Here is a 21,525-nt window from a genome sequence, read left to right as displayed (position 1 = left end):
ATGAGCGAGCTGTTACTGATAGATGATGACCAGGAGCTCTGTGAGCTGCTGACCAGTTGGTTGAGCCAGGAAGGTTTCCAGGTACGCGCCTGCCATGACGGCTTGAGCGCCCGCAAGGCATTGGCCGAAGCCGCCCCGGCGGCCGTCGTGCTCGACGTGATGCTGCCCGACGGCAGCGGCCTGGAGTTGCTCAAGCAATTGCGCAGCGACCACCCGGAACTGCCGGTGCTGATGCTCTCGGCCAGGGGCGAACCCCTGGACCGGATCCTCGGCCTGGAACTGGGCGCCGACGACTACCTGGCCAAACCCTGCGATCCTCGTGAACTGACCGCGCGCCTGCGCGCCGTGCTGCGCCGCAGCCACCCGGCCGCCGTGTCCACTCAGCTGGAGCTGGGCGACCTGTGCTTCAGCCCGGTGCGTGGCGTGGTCACTATCGATGAACAGGAATTTGCCCTGACCGTGTCCGAAAGCCGCCTGCTGGAAGCCTTGCTGCGTCAGCCCGGCGAGCCGCTGGACAAGCAGGAACTGGCGCAAATCGCCCTGGGCCGCAAGCTGACCCTGTATGACCGCAGCCTGGACATGCACGTCAGCAACCTGCGCAAGAAGATCGGCCCGCACCCGGATGGCCGGCCACGGATCGTGGCGCTGCGTAGCCGCGGCTATTACTACAGCCTCTAGCCCGCGTAGCAGCTGTCGAGCCTCGGCGAGGCTGCGACAGCATCGCCTCGGTACAGGTGTCAGACCGCAGCGCCTGCCTCGCAGCCTCGCCAAGGCTCGACAGTTGCTACGGTCGCCAATAGTTTTGTCAGCCCCGCCCAAAATCCTCTTTACCCAAGCTTTACCGTCCCCTGACTGCCGCTGACCTTGATCTCCGTAATCTACTCACATCCGGACTCACCGGAATAGAGACAGGAGAATCACCATGCGCAAGACCCTTATCGCTTTGATGTTCGCTGCTGCCCTGCCAACCGTTGCCATGGCCGCTGCGCCAGAAGGCCCAGGCCCGATGGGCGGCCCTGAAGGCCACATGATGGGTGGCCCAGGTTACGGCGGTGAACACGGCATGCGGGGCAAAGGTGGCCCTTTCAGCCAGCTGGACCTGAGCCCTGAACAGCGCCAGCAGATCGGCAAGTTGATGGGCCAGCAATGGCACGCTCGCAAAGAGTTGGTGCGCAAGTACCTGGACAAACTGCCAGCCGCTGATCAGAAAGCCATGAAAGACGAAATGGCGGCCGCCAAGCAGAAAACCCAGACCGACATCCGTGCCGTGCTGAAACCCGATCAACAGAAGAAATTCGACGAGATCGTGAAGAAACAAGCCGAGCGCCGCGCCGAGTGGAAGGAATTCCAGGCCTGGAAAGCCCAGCAGCCGCAAAAAGCGCAATAATGATCTAGCTTCACTCCCAGCCCAGTGGCCACCGCCGCTGGGCTTTTCCTGTTTGAGGATTTCTTGTGCGTTCATTGTTCTGGCGCGTCCTTGCCAGCTTCTGGCTGGCCATCGCCCTGGTTGCCGGGTTGTCGATCCTGCTTGGGCATATGCTCAACCAGGACGCCTGGATTCTCAGCCGCCACCCCGGGCTCAATAACCTCGCGCAGGAATGGACGCAGCTTTACGAGGCCCAGGGCGAGGACGCCGCCCAGGAGCTGCTGCAGCAGCGCAAGCGTCAGTACCACATTGACGTGCAAGTGCTTAACGAAAGCGGCGAGCCTGTGGTGCGCGGCACTTTCCCGCGCCGCGCCGCCGCCCTCGAAGCCCGGCAAAACGACAGCCAGGACCGCCACCTGCCCTGGCGCCGGCTGACCGCCGAGTACACCAGCGAAAAAACCGGCGACACCTACCTGCTGATCTACCGCATTCCCCACCCGGAACTGGACGCCTGGCACCGCAGCAGCCTGCTCTGGCCGTTGAGTGCCCTGGCGATTGCGCTGGTGGTGCTGACCCTGTTCAGCCTGTTGGTGACGTTGTCCATCACCCGCCCCCTCAGCCGCCTGCGCGGCGCAGTGCACGACCTGGGCCAGACCACCTATCAGCAGAACAGCCTGGCGCGGCTGGCCAACCGTCGCGATGAATTCGGCGTACTGGCCACCGACTTCAACCGCATGGGCGCCCGCCTGCAAAGCCTGATCGGCAGCCAGCGCCAGTTGCTGCGGGATGTGTCTCACGAACTGCGCTCGCCCCTGGCCCGCCTGCGGATCGCCCTGGCCCTGGCAGAACGGGCCACGCCCGAAGCGCGGGAAAAACTCTGGCCGCGCCTGACCCGCGAATGCGACCGCCTGGAAGCGTTGATCAGCGAAATCCTGGTACTCGCCCGGGTGGACGCCGATAACGCCAGTGCCGAAGACATCGACCTCAACCCGTTACTCCGGACCCTGCAAAAAGACGCCTTGCTCGGCGCGCCGGACCAACCCGTGCAGCTGGATGCCGAGGCCGGGCTGCACCTCAAGGGCTGGCCGACCATGATCGAACGCGCGGTGGATAACCTGCTGCGCAACGCCCAACGCTTCAACCCGCCCGGCCAACCGATTGAAATGGACGCCAGACGCCAGGGCGAACGCATTGTGATCAGTGTGCGCGACCACGGCCCCGGCGTGGATGGCGAACACCTGAGCCAACTCGGCGAGCCGTTTTACCGCGCCCCGGGGCAAACCGCCCAGGGCCATGGCCTGGGCCTGGCCATCGCGCGGCGCGCCGCAGAGCGCCATGGCGGCAGCCTGATCCTGGCCAATCATCAAGGCGGCGGCTTTATCGCCAGCGTGGACCTGCCGCTGGAGCCGGGGGTTGTCATTCAACCCTGATGATCTTCTATGATGGTCCTTCTCATTAGGAGGGCCTTTGATGACTGATCTGCTCACCCCCATCCAGGAAGCACTCGATTTACCCGTCACCCCACTGGCCGTAACCGAAGTCGGCGCGCTGCCCTCAACCTTTGCCGTCACCGAGCTGGCCAGCGCCAGCATCGGTGCCGCGGGCCAGGCGGTCGCCCAGTTGCTGTTGCAGCAAACCGGGCGCCTGCCCTCGGTGGCCGTGGACCGGCGCCTCGCCTCGTTCTGGTTCTCCTCCTCGCTGCGCCCCGATGGCTGGACCACCCCGCCGCTGTGGGACCCGATTGCCGGCGACTACGCCTGCACCGATGGCTGGATTCGTCTGCACACCAATGCGCCCCACCATCGTGCCGCCGCTGAACGCGTACTCGGGCAGGTCGCTGACCGTGAAGCAATGGCCGCGAAGGTTGCGCCATGGACCGCTGCCGAGCTGGAACAGGCGATCGTCGAAGCCAACGGCTGTGCGGCGCAGATGCGCTCATGGCAAGACTGGCAGGTGCATCCACAAGGCTTGGCGGTCAATCAGGAACCGCTGGTCCATCGCCAGACCTTTGCAGCCCTCAGCGACAAACCCTGGCTGGGCTCGGTGGCAAGGCCGCTGGCGGGCATCAAGGTGCTGGACCTGACGCGCGTATTGGCCGGCCCCACCGCCAGCCGTTTTCTGGCTGGCCTCGGCGCCGATGTACTGCGCATCGACTCCCCTGACTGGAACGAACCCGGCGTGGTGCCGGAAATGACCCTGGGCAAACGTTGCGCCCGCCTGGACCTGAAAAACCCCGACGACCGCCTGATCTTCGAAAACCTGCTCAAGGACACCGACATTCTGCTGCACGGCTACCGCGCCGATGCATTGGAACAGTTGGGCTACGGTGAGGCTGCGCTGCAAGCCCTCGCGCCTGGCCTGATCGACTCCAGCCTCAACGCTTACGGCTGGAGCGGCCCGTGGCGCAATCGCCGGGGGTTCGACAGCCTGGTGCAGATGAGCACCGGGATTGCCGAGGCTGGCAGGCAGTGGAAAAAGTCGGAAAAACCGGTGCCGCTGCCGTTGCAGGCGCTGGACCACGCCACCGGGTATTTGATGGCGGCCAGTGCGATCCAGGCGTTGAGTGAACGATTGAAATCCGGCCGCGGCGGTTCGGCACTGTTGTCCCTCGCGCGCACGGCAAAGCTGTTGGTGGACGCAGGACAAGTCCCTGAACAACTACCGCTGCGGGCCGAAGAACCGGGTGATCAAGGCTTGGTGGTGGAGCAAACCGCCTGGGGCCCGGCCCACCGCTTGCTGCCCCCGGTGACCATCAGCGGGACACCGTTGCAGTGGGATTTGCCCGCAGGGGAATTGGGCTCACACCGCCCTCAGTGGTGACCGAAGATCCTGTGGCGAGGGAGCTTGCTCCCGCTGGACTGCGCAGCAGGCCCCTGCTTTTGGGTCAATGGGGCCGCTTCGCGCCCCAGCGGGAGCAAGCTCCCTCGCCACAGGTATGCAGAATCAATCCGCGCGGCTCAGTGATGTCCACAAATGCTGCGCCGCATAGGCTCTAAGCGGTCGCCAGGCCTCAGCCCGCGCCAGCAACTGGCGCGGGCTCACCGGCCCGCCTTCCAGCGCCACCAGCGCATTGATCAAACCGATATCCCCCGAGGCAAACGCATCCTGCTCGCGCATCTGGCGCATGGCGATGTACTGCGCCGTCCAGTCACCAATCCCGGGTAATGCGACCAACCGCGCCACACCTTCCTTCAGGTTCGCCTTCGCCTGGAAGATCTGCGGGTCATCCAGCAACGCCTGGGCCACGCCCGACAAGGTACGCCCGCGACTTTTCGGCATGCCGAGGGTTGCCAAATCTGCGGCTGCCAGCACCTCGGCCGAAGGAAACACATGGGTCACACCGGCATGGGGCGTCACCAGCGGCGTGCCGTACTGCGCCACCAGCTTGCCCGCCAGCTTGATCGCCGCCACCACGCTAATCTGCTGGCCCAACACCGCGCGGATCGCCAGCTCCAAACCATCCCAGGTTCCCGGCACCCGCAAGCCAGGACGCGCCGCCACCAAGCTCGCCATCAAGGGATCATTCGCCAATTGCCGGTTGATCCGTTTCGGGTCAGCCGACAGGTCAAACATGTCCCGTAACCGCCGCTCAATTTCCGGCAACGCTGCCGGGTCGGGGAAGTCCACCGTTACCTCAAGCCAATCACCGGCCCCGGGCGACACACTGAGCCAACCCTGCTGACCGTCGACACTGATACTGCGCGAGTAAACGCCTGCGTCCACCGTCTCCATCCCGCTGATCGCCCGCGCCGACAAAAAGCCCAACATCGCCGCCCAGTCATACGGCGCCTGATACGCCAGCTGCATTCTCACAACGACAATACCCCGCTGTACAACCCATACGCCGCCAGGCTCGCCCCGGCGATCACGCAGGCGAAAATGCCTTTTTCCAGATGGGTAAACAAGGGCTGGCCCTGCTCGCGCTTGGCCAGGGCAAACAGGATCACGCCCGGTGCATACAGCAGCGCCGACAGCAGCAAGTACTTCAGGCCACCGGCGTAGAGCAGCCACACCGCATAGGCCAGGGCGATCAGGCTCACCAGCAGGTCCTTGGTGCGTTCGCCATGGGTGCCTTCGTAGGTTTCACCGCGGCCGCTCAACAGCACCGCATACGCCGCCGACCACAGATAGGGCACGAGGATCATCGACGACGCCAGGTAGATCAGGGTGGTGTAGGTACTTTCCGAAAACAGCGTGATCACCAGGAACAGCTGGATCATCACATTGGTCAGCCACAACGCATTGACCGGCACCTGATTGACGTTTTCCTTTTTCAGGAACGCCGGCATGGTCTTGTCATGGGCGGTGGCGTAGAGGATTTCGGCGCAGAGCAAGGCCCACGACAGCAGCGCGCCCAACAGCGAAACCGCCAGGCCGATGCTGATCAACAGCGCGCCCCACGGGCCAACGATATGTTCCAGCACCCCGGCCAGGGACGGGTTTTGCAGGTTGGCCAGTTCCGGCTGGCTCATGATCCCGAGCGACAGCAGGTTGACCAATACCAGCAGCGCCAACACCCCCAGGAAACCGATGACCGTGGCCCGGCCCACGTCCGAGCGTTTCTCGGCCCGCGCCGAGTAGACACTGGCGCCCTCGATGCCGATAAACACAAACACCGTGACCAGCATCATGTTGCGCACCTGATCCACCACGCCGCCGAAATTCGGATTACTCAGGCCCCAGATATCCCGGGTAAAGATATCGCCCTTGAATGCCACGGCGGCGATCACGATAAACATCACCAACGGCACGATCTTGGCCACGGTGGTGATCTGGTTGATAAACGCCGCCTCCTTGATCCCGCGCATCACCAGGAAATGCACCGCCCACAACAACACCGACGCGCAGCCAATCGCTACCGGGGTATTGCCCTGGCCGAACACCGGAAAAAAGTAGCCGAGGGTACTGAATAGCAACACGAAGTAACCGACGTTGCCCATCCAGGCACTGATCCAGTAGCCCCAGGCCGACGAGAAACCCATGTAGTCGCCGAACCCGGCCTTGGCGTACGCGTATACGCCGGAATCCAGTTCCGGCTTGCGGTTGGCCAGGGTCTGGAACACAAAGGCCAGGGTCAGCATGCCCACGGCGGTAATGCCCCAGCCAATCAACACCGCGCCTACCTCGGCCCGCGCCGCCATGTTCTGCGGCAACGAGAAAATCCCGCCGCCGATCATCGAGCCCACCACCAGGGCGATCAAGGCATTGAGGCGCAGCTTTTCCGAGGATTGGGACATGAACACTCCTGAACAAAACAACCATTGAGCCAACAACTGTGCACTCAACTAACTTATTAAGCCGGCGCAGCGTTTATTAGATATAGCCAATAAAGGCGCCTGCTTCATAACTTAAAGGCATGACAATAAACAGAGTTAAGGCAAATTTATAATTTAAATAACGCTGCGCTGTAAAAGTTTGCATATCTGTAAATACGGGCTAGCTTCAAAGGTCCATGCTAATGAGAAAACCTGTTGTTTGAAACGCAGAACCGCTCTACGACGAGCCTCTGCGAGGCACTTGAGCGCCCGTACCTTTCATCATAAGTCATTAATTCACAATGGAATGTGCCAATGAAGTGATCTGAGTCAGCTGTTTGATTAGCGCACGGATTTATTCTGTGGTCTCTCTTCTCCTGCATTGGAGTCATGCGATGTCTGAATCTCCCGGAAAACTTCGACTCGGCGCACTGGTTGCACTTGTCGTGGGTTCAATGATTGGTGGCGGGATCTTCTCACTGCCGCAAAACATGGCGGCCAGCGCCGATGTCGGCGCGGTACTGATTGGTTGGGTGATCACCGCCGTGGGCATGTTGACCCTGGCGTTCGTGTTCCAGACCCTGGCCAATCGCAAGCCCGACCTCGACGGCGGGGTCTATGCCTACGCCAAGGCCGGGTTTGGCGACTACATGGGTTTCTCATCCGCCTGGGGTTACTGGATCAGTGCCTGGTTGGGCAACGTCGGCTATTTCGTGCTGCTGTTCAGCACCCTCGGTTACTTCTTCCCCATCTTCGGCGAAGGCAACACCCCGGCGGCGGTGATCGGCGCGTCGGTGCTGCTGTGGGCCGTGCACTTCCTGGTACTGCGCGGGATCAAGGAAGCCGCGTTCATCAACCTGGTGACCACCATCGCCAAGGTGGTGCCACTGGTGCTGTTTGTGTTGATCGCGCTCTTCGCGTTCAAGCTGGACATCTTCACCGCCGACATCTGGGGCGTGAAAAACCCGGACCTGGGCAGCGTGATGAACCAGGTGCGCAACATGATGCTGGTCACCGTCTGGGTGTTCATCGGCATTGAGGGTGCGAGCATCTTCTCGTCCCGCGCCGAAAAACGCTCCGACGTCGGCAAGGCCACGGTGATTGGTTTTATCACCGTGCTGCTGTTCCTGATGCTGGTGAACGTGCTGTCCCTGGGGATCATGACCCAACCGGAATTGGCCAAGCTGCAAAACCCGTCGATGGCCGCCGTGCTGGAGCACGTGGTGGGTCACTGGGGCGCGGTATTGATCAGCGTCGGCTTGATCATTTCCTTGCTGGGGGCGCTGCTGTCGTGGGTGCTGCTGTGTGCGGAGATCATGTTCGCCGCCGCCAAGGACCACACCATGCCGGAGTTCCTGCGTAAGGAAAACGCCAACCACGTGCCGGCCAACGCCCTGTGGCTGACCAACGCCATGGTGCAGATTTTCCTGGTGATCACGCTGTTCTCGGCCAGCACTTACCTGTCGCTGATCTACCTCGCCACCTCGATGATCCTGGTGCCTTACCTGTGGTCGGCGGCCTATGCACTGCTGCTGGCGGTGCGCGGTGAAACCTATGAAAGCGCCCCGGGCGAACGCAGGAAAGACCTGCTGATCGGCGCCATCGCGTTGATCTACGCGGTCTGGCTGCTGTACGCCGGTGGCACCAAGTACCTGTTGCTGTCCGCCCTGCTCTACGCCCCCGGCGTGATCCTGTTCGCCATGGCCAAGCATGAATTGGGCAAACCGATTTTCACCAACGTCGAGAAGCTGATTTTCGCCGCAGTCGTCATAGGCGCCCTCGTGGCGGGCTATGGCCTCTACTCCGGCTTCCTGACCCTGTAATCATTGTTCACTGGAGGATCTGTAATGACCACGGAAAAAGTGAAGTACGGCGTACATTCCGAAGCCGGCAAACTGCGCAAAGTCATGGTGTGCTCCCCAGGTTTGGCCCACCAGCGGCTGACCCCAAACAACTGCGATGAACTGCTGTTCGATGACGTGCTGTGGGTAGCCCAGGCCAAGCGCGACCACTTCGACTTCGTGACCAAGATGCGCGAGCGCGACATCGATGTGCTGGAAATGCACAACCTGCTGACCGACATCGTCGCCATCCCCGAAGCGCTGGACTGGATCCTGGAGCGCAAGATCACCGCCAACCAGGTGGGCCTGGGGCTGGTCAATGAGGTCAGCTCGTGGCTGCGCAGCCTGGAGCCGCGCAAGGTCGCCGAGTACCTGATCGGTGGCGTGTCGGCCGATGACCTGCCGAGCAGTTTCGGTGGCAAGACCATCGAGATGTTCCGCGATTTCCTCGGCCACTCAAGCTTCATCCTGCCGCCGCTGCCCAACACCCAGTTCACCCGCGACACCACCTGCTGGATCTATGGCGGCGTGACGCTGAACCCGATGTACTGGCCGGCGCGACGCCAGGAAACCCTGCTGGCCAGCGCCATCTACAAATTCCACCCCGAGTTCACCAACGCGGACTTCCAGGTGTGGTACGGCGACCCTGACCAGGAACACGGCAACGCCACCCTGGAAGGCGGCGACGTGATGCCGATTGGTAACGGCGTGGTGTTGATCGGCATGGGCGAGCGTTCCTCGCGCCAGGCCATCGGCCAACTCGCCCTGAACCTGTTCAAGCACAAGGCCGTGGAGCGTGTGATCGTCGCCGGCCTGCCAAAATCCCGCGCGGCGATGCACCTCGACACCGTATTCAGCTTCTGCGACCGCGACCTGGTCACGATCTTCCCGGAAGTGGTCAACCAGATCGTCGCTTTCACCCTGCGCCCGGACGAGACCAAACCCGGCGGCATCGACATCCAGCGCGAAAAAACCAACTTCCTCGACACCGTCGCCGCCGCCCTGAACCTCAAGGCCCTGCGTGTGGTGGAAACCGGCGGCAACAGCTTCGCCGCCGAGCGCGAGCAGTGGGATGACGGCAACAACGTAGTGGCCGTGGAGCCTGGCGTGGTGATCGGCTACGACCGCAACACCTACACCAACACCTTGCTGCGCAAGGCCGGTGTGGAAGTCATCACCATCAGCGCCGGTGAACTCGGCCGTGGCCGTGGCGGCGGCCACTGCATGACTTGCCCGATCATTCGCGACCCAATCGACTACTGATATTCAAACCCTGGCCGCCGCTCATAAGGCGCCGGCCAGGGGGATAACCTAAACAGAAGGAGATCCACCATGGCTTTTAATATGCGCAACCGCAGCCTGCTGTCGCTGATGCACCACACCACTCGCGAGCTGCACTACCTGCTGGACCTGTCCCGCGACCTCAAGCGCGCCAAATACACCGGCACCGAGCGTCCGCACCTGAAGGGCAAAAACATCGCGCTGATCTTCGAAAAAACCTCGACCCGCACCCGTTGCGCGTTCGAAGTGGCGGCCCATGACCAGGGTGCCCACGTCACCTACATCGACCCGGTGTCGTCGCAGATCGGCCACAAGGAAAGCATGAAGGACACCGCCCGCGTCCTCGGCCGGATGTTCGATGCCATCGAGTACCGTGGCTTTGAACAGGAAATCGTCGAAGAGCTGGCCAAGTTCGCCGGGGTGCCGGTGTTCAACGGCCTGACCGCCGAATTCCACCCCACCCAGATGATCGCCGACACCCTGACCATGCGCGAGCACAGCGACAAGCCGCTGCATGACATCAGCTACGCCTACCTGGGCGACGCCCGCTACAACATGGGCAACTCGCTGCTGATGATTGGCGCCAAGCTGGGCATGGACGTGCGCATCGGCGCACCGAAAGCCCTGTGGCCCCATGCTGATTTCATCAAGCAGTGCCAGGCATTTGCCGAGGAAAGCGGCGCGCGCATCACCATCACCGAAGACCCGAAGGAAGCGGTGAAAGGCGTGGACTTCATCCACACCGATATCTGGGTGTCCATGGGCGAGCCGGTGGAAGCGTGGGACGAGCGCATCGAGCAACTGCTGCCGTACCAGGTCAACGCCAAGATGATGAAAGCCTCGGGCAACCCACGGGTGAAATTCATGCACTGCCTGCCGGCGTTCCACAACAGCGAAACCAAGGTCGGCAAGGACATCGCCGCGCGTTATCCAAACCTGGCCAATGGCGTGGAAGTGACCGAAGAGGTGTTTGAGTCGCCGGCCAACATTGCCTTTGAACAGGCGGAAAACCGCATGCACACCATCAAGGCGATCCTGGTGTCGGCGCTGGCGGATATCTAAACCCACACCGCTCCCACTTTTGATACGCGGTCCAAAATGTGGGAGCGGGCTTGCTCGCGAAGGCGGCGTGCCAGTCGCTATATTTTTCACCGACACACCGCTTTCGCGAGCAAGCCCGCTCCCACATTTGGCCCGGTGTTCATAACGCTGGATTCTGGAAGGACAACCTTATATGCGTATCGTCGTTGCACTGGGCGGCAACGCCCTTCTGCGCCGTGGTGAACCCATGACCGCAGACAATCAACGGGCCAATATCCGCATCGCCACCGAACAGATCGCCAAGATCCACAAAGGCAACGAGCTGGTGATTGCCCACGGCAATGGCCCGCAAGTGGGCCTGCTGTCGCTGCAGGCTGCCGCCTACACCCAGGTTTCACCTTACCCGCTGGATGTGTTGGGAGCCGAAACCGAAGGCATGATCGGCTACATCATCGAACAGGAACTGGGCAACCTGCTGGACTTCGAAGTGCCGTTCGCCACGCTGCTGACCCAGGTGGAAGTGGACGCCAAGGACCCGGCCTTCCAGAACCCGACCAAACCCATCGGCCCGGTGTACTCCAAAGCCGAAGCGGAAAAACTGGCCGCTGAAAAAGGCTGGGCGATTGCCCCCGATGGCGACAAGTATCGCCGCGTGGTGGCCAGCCCACGGCCAAAACGGATCTTTGAAATCCGCCCGATCCAGTGGCTGCTGGAAAAAGGCAGCATCGTGATCTGCGCCGGTGGCGGCGGGATTCCGACGATGTATGGCGAAGACGGCAAGCTCAAGGGCATTGAAGCCGTGATCGACAAAGACCTGTGCTCCTCGTTGCTGGCCGGGCAACTGGACGCCGATTTGCTGGTGATCGCCACCGACGTCAATGCCGCCTTTATCGACTTCGGCAAGCCCACCCAGAAAGCCATCGGCCAGGCGCACCCGGACGAAATCGAAAAGCTCGGCTTCGCCGCCGGCTCCATGGGGCCCAAGGTCCAGGCCGCCTGCGAGTTCGCCCGCCAGACTGGAAAAACCGCAGTGATCGGTTCACTCTCGGACATCGAAGCAATTGTCCAGGGCAGCGCCGGCACCCGCATCAGTACCGCAAAACCTGGCATCACCTACCTGTGAAGTAGAGGAGAAACGCCTATGGCTACCTTTGAACCTGGTCACCTGCACATCGAACGCCACGCGCTGAACAAGGATGACTACAGCTACAACCTGTGCATCGACTACGAAGTCAGCCAGGACCCAAAGGAAGGCAAGGGAATGCTCTTCAAGATGCACGGCTCGGTGCAGGGCAAGGAGCTCAAGGAAGAGTTCTTCCTGCCCAAGGACCAGTCGTTCGACTTCGCCCGGCAGGCGATGAACATCGCGCAGAAGTACGGCATGCCGAAGATTGCCGTGCTCAATGGCCAGATGCACAAGCAGTACGATTTGATGTTTGAGGATGTGCGGCATCAGCTGGATGTGAAGCCTGGGGATCCGGTCAAACCCGAACACCTCGAATAACCCGATTTCCCAGGCACCAACCATCAAATGTGGGAGCGGCGGTGCGACGATTCGACTTGCTCGCGAATGCGGTGTATCAGTTGATACATCCGGTGACTGACACACCGCATTCGCGAGCAAGCCCGCTCCCACATTTTGATCTCTATCTTCTCCAAGGCATACTTGCCACCTCTCGCTCGCCAGAACCAAAAACAGCCCCATGCGTATCCACGTCAGCTTCATCGACCGCGTCGGCATCACCCAGGAAGTCCTGGCCTTGCTCGGTGGGCGCAATCTGAACCTGGATGCGGTGGAAATGGTTCCGCCCAACGTCTACATCGACGCGCCAACCTTGAGTGCCGAGGTACTGGAAGAGCTGCGTGATGCACTGTTCAGCGTGCGCGGCGTGCAAGCCGTGACCGTGGTCGACATCCTCCCCGGCCAGCGCCAGCACCTGCAACTCGATGCCCTGCTCGCCGCCATGACCGACCCGGTACTGGCCCTGGACAGCGCCGGCAAGATCCTGCTGGCCAACCCGGCGCTGATCGCCTTGTACGGTCGTGAACCCGCCGGGGAAAGCATCAACGAACTGTTCGACGACCCAACCCTGCTGGCCACCCTGCTGGAACACGGCTTTCGCCTGGCCCTGCGGGAAATCAGCGTCAACGGCCAGACCCTGCTGCTGGACGCCACGCCGATCACCGACGCCGGCGCCCTGCTGACCCTGTACCAACCCAACCGCATCGGCGAACAACTGTCGGCGCTGCACCATGACCACGCCGAAGGTTTCGACGCGTTGTTGGGCGAGTCTCCGGCGATCCGCACCCTCAAGGCGCGGGCGCAACGGGTGGCGGCGCTGGATGCACCGTTGTTGATCCAGGGCGAGACCGGCACCGGCAAGGAGCTGGTGGCCCGTGCCTGCCACGCCATCAGCGCGCGCCACAGCGCGCCGTTCCTGGCCCTGAACTGCGCGGCGCTGCCGGAGAACCTGGCCGAGAGCGAACTGTTCGGCTACGCCCCCGGCGCCTTCACCGGTGCCCAGCGCGGCGGCAAGCCGGGGCTGATGGAACTGGCCAACCAGGGCACGGTGTTCCTCGACGAGATCGGCGAGATGTCACCTTACTTGCAGGCCAAGCTGCTGCGGTTTCTCAACGACGGCAGCTTCCGCCGGGTGGGCGGCGACCGTGAGGTGAAGGTCAATGTGCGGATCCTCAGCGCCACCCACCGCGACCTGGAAAAGATGGTCAGCGAAGGCACCTTCCGCGAAGACCTGTTCTACCGCCTCAACGTGCTCAACGTCGAAGTGCCGCCCCTGCGCGAGCGCGGCCAGGACATCCTGCTGCTGGCCCGCTACTTCATGCAGCAGGCCTGCGCGCAGATCCAGCGCCCGGTCTGCCGCCTGGCGCCGGGCACCTACCCGGCGCTGCTGGGCAACCGCTGGCCGGGCAACGTGCGCCAGTTGCAGAACGTGATCTTCCGCGCCGCGGCCATTTGCGAAAGCAGCCTGGTGGACATCGGCGACCTGGACATCGCCGGCACCTCGGTGGCGCGGCAGAACGATGGTGAAGTCGACAGCCTGGAGCAGGCCGTGGAGGATTTCGAGCGCGGGTTGCTGGAGAAGCTCTATGTCAGCTATCCGTCCACGCGCCAGCTGGCCAGCCGCCTGCAAACCTCCCACACCGCCATTGCCCATCGCCTGCGCAAGTACGGTATTCCCAACAAGCCCTGACTGACTGCACGCGATCAAAATGTGGGAGCGGGCTTGCTCGCTCCCACATTTGATCTACGGCGCCCTCAAAAGCGACCTCCGTCTGTACTGAAAGCGCTACAGTGGAACGATATCAATACACACCGTCCCAGGCATCGCCATGCAAGGCTTTGATCCTCATAGGCTTTTTTTCACCCGTCCAGCTGTAGCGATATCGCTACAGTCAGCTTCCGAACATCACCTGCCATAATCAGTAACCAATTGTTTTATAAAGATAAAAAAACATTGGCCGCAATTTTGCTAAGCAACTCCCCATTATTCCAATCCCGTCCACCAGACGAATCTGGCCCTGAGGAGTTTCCATGAGCGAGTTGCGCTTTACTGAAGATCACGAATGGCTGCGCGCCGAAGCCGACGGCAGCGTGACCGTGGGCATTACCGCTTTTGCGCAGAACGCGCTGGGTGATGTGGTTTTCGTGCAACTGCCTGAGCTGCAGTCCTACGACAAAGGGGCAGAAGCCTCCACCGTTGAATCGGTCAAGGCCGCCAGCGGCGTATACATGCCATTGGACGGCGAAGTCCTCGAAGTAAACGACAAGCTGGACGGCAGCCCCGAGCTGGTCAACGAAGACCCGATGGGCGAAGGCTGGTTCTTCCGCTTTAAACCGGCTGATGCCGACGCAGTAGCTAAGCTGTTGGATCAGGATGCGTATGACCGCCTGATCAAAGCCAACGCTGAAGCCTGAGGAGCGCGCCATGACTAATCTGACCACCGCCAACGAATTCATCGCCCGCCACATCGGCCCGCGCCAGGACGACGAGCAACACATGCTCGCCACCCTGGGCTTTGATTCCCTGGAAGCCTTGAGCGCCAGCGTGATCCCGGAAAGCATCAAGGGCACCGCTGTGCTGGGCCTGAGCGACGGCCTGAGCGAAGCCGACGCACTGGCTTCGATCAAGGCGATTGCCGCCAAGAACGAGCTGTTCAAGACCTACATCGGCCAGGGCTACTACAACTGCCACACACCGTCGCCGATCCTGCGCAACCTCCTGGAAAACCCGGCCTGGTACACCGCCTACACGCCGTATCAGCCGGAGATTTCCCAGGGCCGCCTGGAGTCGCTGCTGAACTTCCAGACGCTGATCAGCGACCTCACCGGCCTGCCGATCGCCAACGCCTCGCTGTTGGACGAAGCCACCGCCGCTGCCGAAGCCATGACCTTCTGCAAACGCCTGAGCAAGAACAAAGGCAGCAACGCGTTCTTCGCCTCCGTGCACAGCCACCCGCAAACCCTCGACGTATTGCGCACCCGTGCCGAGCCGCTGGGCATCGACGTGGTGGTGGGCGACGAGCGTGAACTGACCGACGTCAGCGCCTTCTTCGGCGCCCTGCTGCAATACCCGGCGAGCAACGGTGACGTGTTCGACTACCGCGAGCTGACCGAGCGCTTCCACGCCGCCAACGCACTGGTGGCCGTGGCCGCCGACCTGCTGGCCCTGACCCTGCTGACCCCGCCGGGTGAGTTCGGCGCCGACGTGGCCATCGGCAGCGCGCAACGCTTCGGCGTTCCGCTGGGCTTCGGTGGCCCGCATGCGGCGTACTTCTCCACCAAGGATGCGTTCAAGCGCGACATGCCGGGCCGCCTGGTCGGCGTCTCCGTGGACCGTTTCGGCAAGCCGGCCCTGCGCCTGGCCATGCAGACCCGCGAGCAACATATCCGCCGCGAGAAGGCCACCAGCAATATCTGCACCGCCCAGGTATTGCTCGCCAACATCGCCAGCATGTATGCCGTGTACCACGGCCCGAAAGGCCTGACCCAGATCGCCAACCGCATTCACCACCTGACCGCGATCTTCGCCAAAGGCTTGGGCGCATTGGGCCTGGCGGTTGAACAAGCCCACTTCTTCGACACCCTGACCATCAAGACCGGCGCGCAAACTGCTGCCCTGCACGACAAGGCTCGCGCCCAGCGCATCAACCTGCGTGTGGTCGACAGCGAACGCGTTGGCCTGTCGGTGGACGAAACCACCTCCCAAGCCGACATCGAAACCCTGTGGAGCGTGTTCGCCGGCGGTAAAGCCCTGCCGGACTTCGCCGCATTGGCTGCCAGCGTTGAAAGCACCCTGCCGGCCGCGCTGCTGCGCCAGTCGCCGATCCTCAGCCACCCGGTGTTCAACCGTTACCACTCCGAAACCGAGCTGATGCGCTACCTGCGCAAACTGGCCGACAAGGACCTGGCCCTGGATCGCACCATGATCCCGCTGGGCTCGTGCACCATGAAGCTCAACGCCGCCAGCGAAATGATCCCGGTGACCTGGGCCGAGTTCGGTGCCCTGCACCCGTTCGCCCCGGCCTCGCAAAGCGCCGGCTACCAGCAACTGACGACCGAACTGGAAGCCATGCTCTGCGCGGCCACCGGTTATGACGCGATTTCCCTGCAACCGAACGCCGGTTCCCAGGGCGAATACGCCGGCCTGCTAGCCATCCGTGCCTATCACCAGAGCCGTGGCGAAGAACGCCGCGATATCTGCCTGATCCCGTCGTCGGCCCACGGCACCAACCCGGCCACCGCCAACATGGCCGGCATGCGCGTCGTGGTCACCGCCTGCGATGCACGCGGTAACGTCGACATCGAAGACCTGCGTGCCAAGGCTATCGAGCACCGCGAGCACCTCGCTGCGCTGATGATCACCTACCCGTCCACCCACGGCGTGTTCGAAGAAGGCATCCGCGAAATCTGCGGGATCATTCACGACAACGGCGGCCAGGTGTACATCGACGGCGCCAACATGAACGCGATGGTCGGCCTCTGCGCCCCGGGCAAGTTCGGCGGCGATGTGTCCCACTTGAACCTGCACAAGACCTTCTGCATTCCCCACGGCGGTGGCGGCCCGGGCGTCGGTCCGATTGGCGTCAAATCCCACCTGACGCCGTTCCTGCCCGGCCATGCCGCGATGGAACGCAAGGAAGGCGCGGTGTGCGCCGCACCGTTCGGCAGCGCGAGCATTTTGCCGATCACCTGGATGTACATCAGCATGATGGGCGGCGCGGGCCTCAAGCGCGCTTCGCAGTTGGCGATCCTCAACGCCAACTACATTTCCCGTCGCCTGGAAGAGCACTACCCGGTGCTGTACACCGGCAGCAACGGCCTGGTGGCCCACGAATGCATCCTCGACCTGCGCCCGTTGAAAGACAGCAGCGGCATCAGCGTGGATGACGTGGCCAAGCGCCTGATCGACTTTGGTTTCCATGCGCCGACCATGTCGTTCCCGGTGGCTGGCACCCTGATGATCGAGCCGACCGAAAGCGAATCCAGGGAAGAACTGGACCGCTTCTGCGACGCGATGATCGCCATCCGCGAAGAGATTCGCGCGGTGGAAAATGGCTCGCTGGACAAGGACGACAACCCGCTGAAGAACGCACCACACACTGCTGCGGAACTGGTTGGCGAATGGAGCCACCCATACAGCCGTGAACAAGCGGTGTACCCGGTGGCGTCGTTGATCGAAGCCAAGTACTGGCCGCCGGTTGGCCGGGTCGACAACGTGTTTGGCGATCGCAACCTGGTGTGCGCGTGCCCGTCGATCGAGAGCTACGCGTAACCTGATGTGGGAGCGGGCTTGCTCGCGAATGCGGAGTGTCAGTTGATACATCTGGTGACTGACCCGCCGCTTTCGCGAGCAAGCCCGCTCCCACATTGGACCGCGTACATCCGTTCAATAATAAGAAACCGGAGAACAACCATGTCTTTAAGCGTGTTCGACCTGTTCAAGATTGGCATCGGCCCCTCCAGCTCCCACACCGTCGGCCCGATGCGCGCTGCCGCTCGATTCGTCGAGGGACTGAAGCGCGACAACCTGCTGGGCGCCACCACCTGCGTCAAGGTGGAGCTCTACGGCTCACTCGGCGCCACCGGCAAAGGCCACGGCAGTGACAAGGCCGTATTGTTGGGCCTGGAAGGCGAGCACCCGGATACCGTGAACACCGAAACCGTTGCCGCCCGCCTGTTGGAAATTCGCGGCAACGCACGCTTGAACCTGCTCGGCGAACACAGCATTGCGTTCAACGAGAAAGAACACCTGGCGATGATTCGCAAACCCCTGCCCTATCATCCCAACGGCATGATCTTCCGCGCCTTCGACGCCGCCGGCTTGCAGATTCGCAGCCGCGAGTACTACTCGGTGGGCGGCGGTTTTGTGGTGGATGAAGATGCCGCCGGCCACGACCGTATCGTCGAAGACGCCACGCCCCTGACGTTCCCGTTCAAAAGTGCCAAGGACTTGCTCGGCCATTGCGCCACCTATGGGCTGTCCATCAGCCAGGTGATGCTGACCAATGAAAGCGCCTGGCGCCCGGAGGCGGAAACCCGCGCCGGCCTGCTGAAGATCTGGCAGGTGATGCAGGACTGCGTGGACGCGGGCTGTCGCAACGAAGGGATTTTGCCGGGAGGGCTGAAGGTCAAGCGCCGCGCCGCCGCGTTGCATCGCCAACTGTGCAAGAACCCGGAATCGGCGCTGCGCGACCCGTTGTCGGTGCTGGACTGGGTCAACCTGTACGCCCTGGCGGTCAACGAAGAAAACGCCAATGGCGGGCGCGTGGTGACGGCGCCCACCAACGGTGCGGCCGGGATTGTGCCGGCGGTGTTGCACTACTACATGCGCTTTATCCCGGGGGCCAGCGAAGACGGAGTGGTGCGCTTCCTGCTCACCGCCGCAGCCATCGGCATTCTGTACAAGGAAAACGCCTCGATCTCCGGCGCCGAAGTCGGCTGCCAGGGGGAAGTCGGCGTGGCCTGCTCCATGGCTGCCGGCGCCCTGTGTGAAGTGTTGGGCGGTACGGTTTCCCAGGTGGAGAACGCCGCCGAGATCGGCATGGAACACAACCTCGGCCTGACCTGCGACCCCATCGGCGGGCTGGTGCAGGTGCCCTGCATCGAGCGCAACGCCATGGGTTCGGTCAAGGCCATCAATGCGGTGCGCATGGCCCTGCGCGGCGACGGGCAACACTTCGTGTCCCTCGACAAGGTCATCCGCACCATGCGCCAGACCGGCGCCGACATGAAAAGCAAATACAAGGAAACCGCCCGTGGCGGTTTGGCGGTCAACATTATCGAGTGCTGACGCCTATAAGCGCGTCCGCACGTTTTTCAGGAGCTGAATATGTCCACCGAAACCCTGTTGAAAACCCCGTTGCACGCCCTGCACATCGAACTGGGCGCGCGCATGGTGCCCTTCGCCGGCTACGACATGCCGGTGCAATACCCGCTGGGCGTGATGAAAGAACACCTGCACACCCGTGAACAAGCCGGGTTGTTCGATGTGTCGCACATGGGCCAGATCCGCCTGACCGGCGCCGGTGCCGCCAAGGCCCTGGAAACCCTGGTGCCGGTGGACATCATCGACCTGCCGGTGGGCATGCAGCGTTATGCGATGTTCACCAACGAGCAAGGCGGCATCCTGGATGACCTGATGGTCGCCAACCTGGGTAACGACGAACTGTTCCTGGTGGTCAACGCCGCCTGCAAGGACCAGGACCTGGCCCACCTGCGCCAGCACATCGGTGACCAGTGCACCATCGAGCCACTGTTCGAGGAACGCGCCCTGCTGGCCCTGCAAGGCCCGGCTGCCGTCAGCGTGCTGGCGCGCCTGGCGCCGGAGGTCAAGCACATGACCTTCATGCAATTCGCACCGACCCGCCTGCTGGGCGTGGATTGTTACGTCAGCCGCTCGGGCTACACCGGCGAAGACGGCTTCGAAATCTCGGTACCGGCCGCGAACGCCGAGGCCCTGGCCCGCAGCCTGCTGGCCGAAACCGAAGTACAGGCCATCGGCCTGGGCGCCCGCGACTCCCTGCGCCTGGAGGCCGGCCTGTGCCTTTATGGCCATGACATGAACACCGAGACCACGCCGATTGAAGCCAGCCTGTTGTGGGCAATTTCCAAGGCCCGTCGTGCTGATGGCGCACGCGCCGGTGGCTTCCCGGGCGCCGATGCGATCTTCACCCAGCAACAAACCGGCGTCAGCCGCAAACGCGTAGGCCTGTTGCCACAGGAACGCACGCCGGTCCGTGAAGGCGCAGAAATCGTCGACGAACACGGCACCGTGATCGGCAGCGTCTGCAGCGGCGGTTTTGGCCCGAGCCTGGGCGGCCCGCTGGCCATGGGTTATCTGGACAGCGCTTTCATCGCACTGGATACCGAAGTATCTGCGTTGGTACGTGGGAAAAAGGTGCCACTACGTGTAAGTAAAATGCCATTCGTACCACAACGTTACTACCGTGGTTGATTGACTGTTCCTATAAGTAACGCGGTTGCGTTAACGTGCACTAATCTGTAACGCAACCGCCACATTAAAGTGCATTGACGATAGTCAATGTTATGTTCAGTCACCTATAACAAGTGACGAATTCTATCGAATAAACGCGTTCCACATTGTGGACAGAAGTGTAACGAGGCCGAGCAAAACCTGGGGTTTTTCCGGGGCTTGTTTTTTCTGTATTAGTTGGCGTAGAGTTTGCCCACTGTGTTTGCATGGGTCGCTTTGAACCTGGACCTGGGCAGTAGCCAAAGTTTGCTACAACCCGTTCGACGTCTCTTACTTTCCTGCAACCCAGCCCAGTACTCTTTCATGTGAAAGGGGCTGTCATTAATTTTTTTGCGTCAAGGAAATAAGAAAATGGCTGATCGTCAGAGCGGTACCGTCAAGTGGTTTAACGACGAAAAAGGGTTTGGTTTTATCACTCCAGAAAGCGGTCCGGATCTGTTCGTCCACTTCCGCGCTATTCAGGGCAACGGCTTCAAAAGCCTGAAAGAAGGCCAGAAAGTGACCTTCATCGCGGTGCAAGGCCAGAAAGGCATGCAAGCCGACGAAGTACAAGCAGAAGGCTGATCCTTGCTGCGACAAAAAGCCCCTGATATGACATCAGGGGCTTTTTTATGGGCGTTCTTCCGTAAAATGGCTTTTTTCCTGCCGAGAGCCATGCCATGTCGAAACACCTGCTGAGCCCCCAAGGCGAGTTTCCCGCCGTAGGCCTGGGCCGTCGTCTGGCAGCGATGTTCTATGACTTCCTGTTGTGCACCGCCCTGCTGATCGTCACGGCCTTCATCTACAAGCTGGTGTGGATGGGGTTTGTCGGTGAGGCCAAGCTGCGGGCGCTGTCTGAGTCTGGCGCGCTGGATGGTGATCCGCTGTTGTCGACGATTTTGTTTTTTGTGTTGTTTGGGTTTTTTGCCAAGTTCTGGACGCACTCGGGGCAGACCCTGGGGATGCAGGTTTGGGGGGTGCGGGTGCAGAACGCTGATGGGTCGCGGATCAGTCTGTGGCAGGCGTTGTTGCGGTTTGTGGTGTCGATTGCTTCGTGGTTGTGCCTGGGGCTTGGGTTTATCTGGTCGTTGTTCGACAAGCAGAAGCGTGGCTGGCATGACATCTACTCCGACACGCAGTTGGTGCGGGTTCCGAAGAAAAAGAAGTAGGTTTTCAGGTTGGGGGCATATCCGTTGCTGCGGTTATGGCCGCTATTGGTTCCGCTTTTACAGCGGCTCACTTTTGAA

18 protein-coding genes are annotated in these 21,525 nt (G+C 61.8%); 16 read left to right on the top strand and 2 right to left on the bottom strand.

Annotation, left to right across the window (positions count from 1 at the left end):
• From HX839_RS01150 to HX839_RS01135, 4 genes are all read left to right on the top strand, one after another.
• Complete coding sequence (locus HX839_RS01150; RefSeq protein ID WP_003220065.1) at positions 1–678, top strand: response regulator transcription factor; 678 nt, start codon at positions 1–3, stop codon at positions 676–678.
• A 244-nt stretch (positions 679–922) separates the two neighbouring features.
• Entirely contained in the window at positions 923–1,387 is a 465-nt protein-coding gene (locus HX839_RS01145; RefSeq protein ID WP_177066628.1) for a Spy/CpxP family protein refolding chaperone, read from the top strand.
• A gap of 65 nt (positions 1,388–1,452) precedes the next feature.
• On the top strand, positions 1,453–2,796 hold the full coding sequence (locus HX839_RS01140) for a HAMP domain-containing sensor histidine kinase (protein WP_177066627.1): 1,344 nt from the start codon (positions 1,453–1,455) through the stop codon (positions 2,794–2,796).
• Between the two features lie 40 nt (positions 2,797–2,836).
• A complete protein-coding gene (locus HX839_RS01135) occupies positions 2,837–4,186 on the top strand; it encodes a CoA transferase (protein WP_177066626.1) in 1,350 nt (449 codons plus the stop codon).
• Positions 4,187–4,309: 123 nt separating this feature from the next.
• Here HX839_RS01135 and HX839_RS01130 read toward each other — a convergent pair whose 3' ends face one another.
• Positions 4,310–5,173 carry a DNA-3-methyladenine glycosylase gene (locus HX839_RS01130; protein ID WP_087692652.1) on the bottom strand — a complete coding sequence of 288 codons (864 nt, stop codon included), beginning with the start codon at positions 5,171–5,173 and terminating at the stop codon, positions 4,310–4,312.
• Between the two features lie 2 nt (positions 5,174–5,175).
• Positions 5,176–6,603, bottom strand: a complete 1,428-nt coding sequence (gene arcD, locus HX839_RS01125) for an arginine-ornithine antiporter (protein ID WP_177066625.1) — start codon at positions 6,601–6,603, stop codon at positions 5,176–5,178.
• Positions 6,604–7,016: 413 nt separating this feature from the next.
• Here arcD (HX839_RS01125) and arcD (HX839_RS01120) point away from each other — a divergent pair, with 413 nt between their 5' ends.
• From arcD (HX839_RS01120) to HX839_RS01065, 12 genes are all read left to right on the top strand, one after another.
• Complete coding sequence (arcD, locus tag HX839_RS01120; RefSeq protein WP_003220056.1) at positions 7,017–8,444, top strand: arginine-ornithine antiporter; 1,428 nt, start codon at positions 7,017–7,019, stop codon at positions 8,442–8,444.
• A 24-nt stretch (positions 8,445–8,468) separates the two neighbouring features.
• The gene (gene arcA / locus HX839_RS01115) at positions 8,469–9,725 is read left to right on the top strand and encodes an arginine deiminase (protein WP_003220054.1); all 1,257 of its coding nucleotides are present in this window, start codon (positions 8,469–8,471) and stop codon (positions 9,723–9,725) included.
• A gap of 69 nt (positions 9,726–9,794) precedes the next feature.
• On the top strand, positions 9,795–10,805 hold the full coding sequence (locus HX839_RS01110; RefSeq protein ID WP_003220053.1) for an ornithine carbamoyltransferase: 1,011 nt from the start codon (positions 9,795–9,797) through the stop codon (positions 10,803–10,805).
• Positions 10,806–10,977: 172 nt separating this feature from the next.
• Positions 10,978–11,907 carry a carbamate kinase gene (arcC, locus tag HX839_RS01105; RefSeq protein ID WP_087692649.1) on the top strand — a complete coding sequence of 310 codons (930 nt, stop codon included), beginning with the start codon at positions 10,978–10,980 and terminating at the stop codon, positions 11,905–11,907.
• 18 nt (positions 11,908–11,925) lie between these two features.
• Complete coding sequence (locus tag HX839_RS01100; protein WP_177009259.1) at positions 11,926–12,288, top strand: DUF5064 family protein; 363 nt, start codon at positions 11,926–11,928, stop codon at positions 12,286–12,288.
• A gap of 199 nt (positions 12,289–12,487) precedes the next feature.
• The gene (locus tag HX839_RS01095; protein WP_102605962.1) at positions 12,488–13,996 is read left to right on the top strand and encodes a sigma-54-dependent transcriptional regulator; all 1,509 of its coding nucleotides are present in this window, start codon (positions 12,488–12,490) and stop codon (positions 13,994–13,996) included.
• A gap of 341 nt (positions 13,997–14,337) precedes the next feature.
• Entirely contained in the window at positions 14,338–14,721 is a 384-nt protein-coding gene (gcvH, locus tag HX839_RS01090; RefSeq protein WP_003220049.1) for a glycine cleavage system protein GcvH, read from the top strand.
• A gap of 10 nt (positions 14,722–14,731) precedes the next feature.
• Entirely contained in the window at positions 14,732–17,578 is a 2,847-nt protein-coding gene (gene gcvP, locus HX839_RS01085; protein WP_134327229.1) for an aminomethyl-transferring glycine dehydrogenase, read from the top strand.
• Positions 17,579–17,719: 141 nt separating this feature from the next.
• Entirely contained in the window at positions 17,720–19,096 is a 1,377-nt protein-coding gene (locus tag HX839_RS01080) for an L-serine ammonia-lyase (protein ID WP_087692646.1), read from the top strand.
• 39 nt (positions 19,097–19,135) lie between these two features.
• A complete protein-coding gene (gene gcvT, locus HX839_RS01075; RefSeq protein WP_003220046.1) occupies positions 19,136–20,260 on the top strand; it encodes a glycine cleavage system aminomethyltransferase GcvT in 1,125 nt (374 codons plus the stop codon).
• A 390-nt stretch (positions 20,261–20,650) separates the two neighbouring features.
• The gene (locus HX839_RS01070) at positions 20,651–20,863 is read left to right on the top strand and encodes a cold-shock protein (RefSeq protein ID WP_003220045.1); all 213 of its coding nucleotides are present in this window, start codon (positions 20,651–20,653) and stop codon (positions 20,861–20,863) included.
• A 95-nt stretch (positions 20,864–20,958) separates the two neighbouring features.
• On the top strand, positions 20,959–21,447 hold the full coding sequence (locus HX839_RS01065) for an RDD family protein (protein ID WP_017475695.1): 489 nt from the start codon (positions 20,959–20,961) through the stop codon (positions 21,445–21,447).
• Positions 21,448–21,525: the final 78 nt, after the last annotated feature.

The organism is Pseudomonas sp. I8001, from assembly GCF_013385345.1.
Taxonomy (GTDB): Bacteria; Pseudomonadota; Gammaproteobacteria; order Pseudomonadales; family Pseudomonadaceae; genus Aquipseudomonas.
This window is presented reverse-complemented; position numbering and strand designations above follow the sequence as displayed.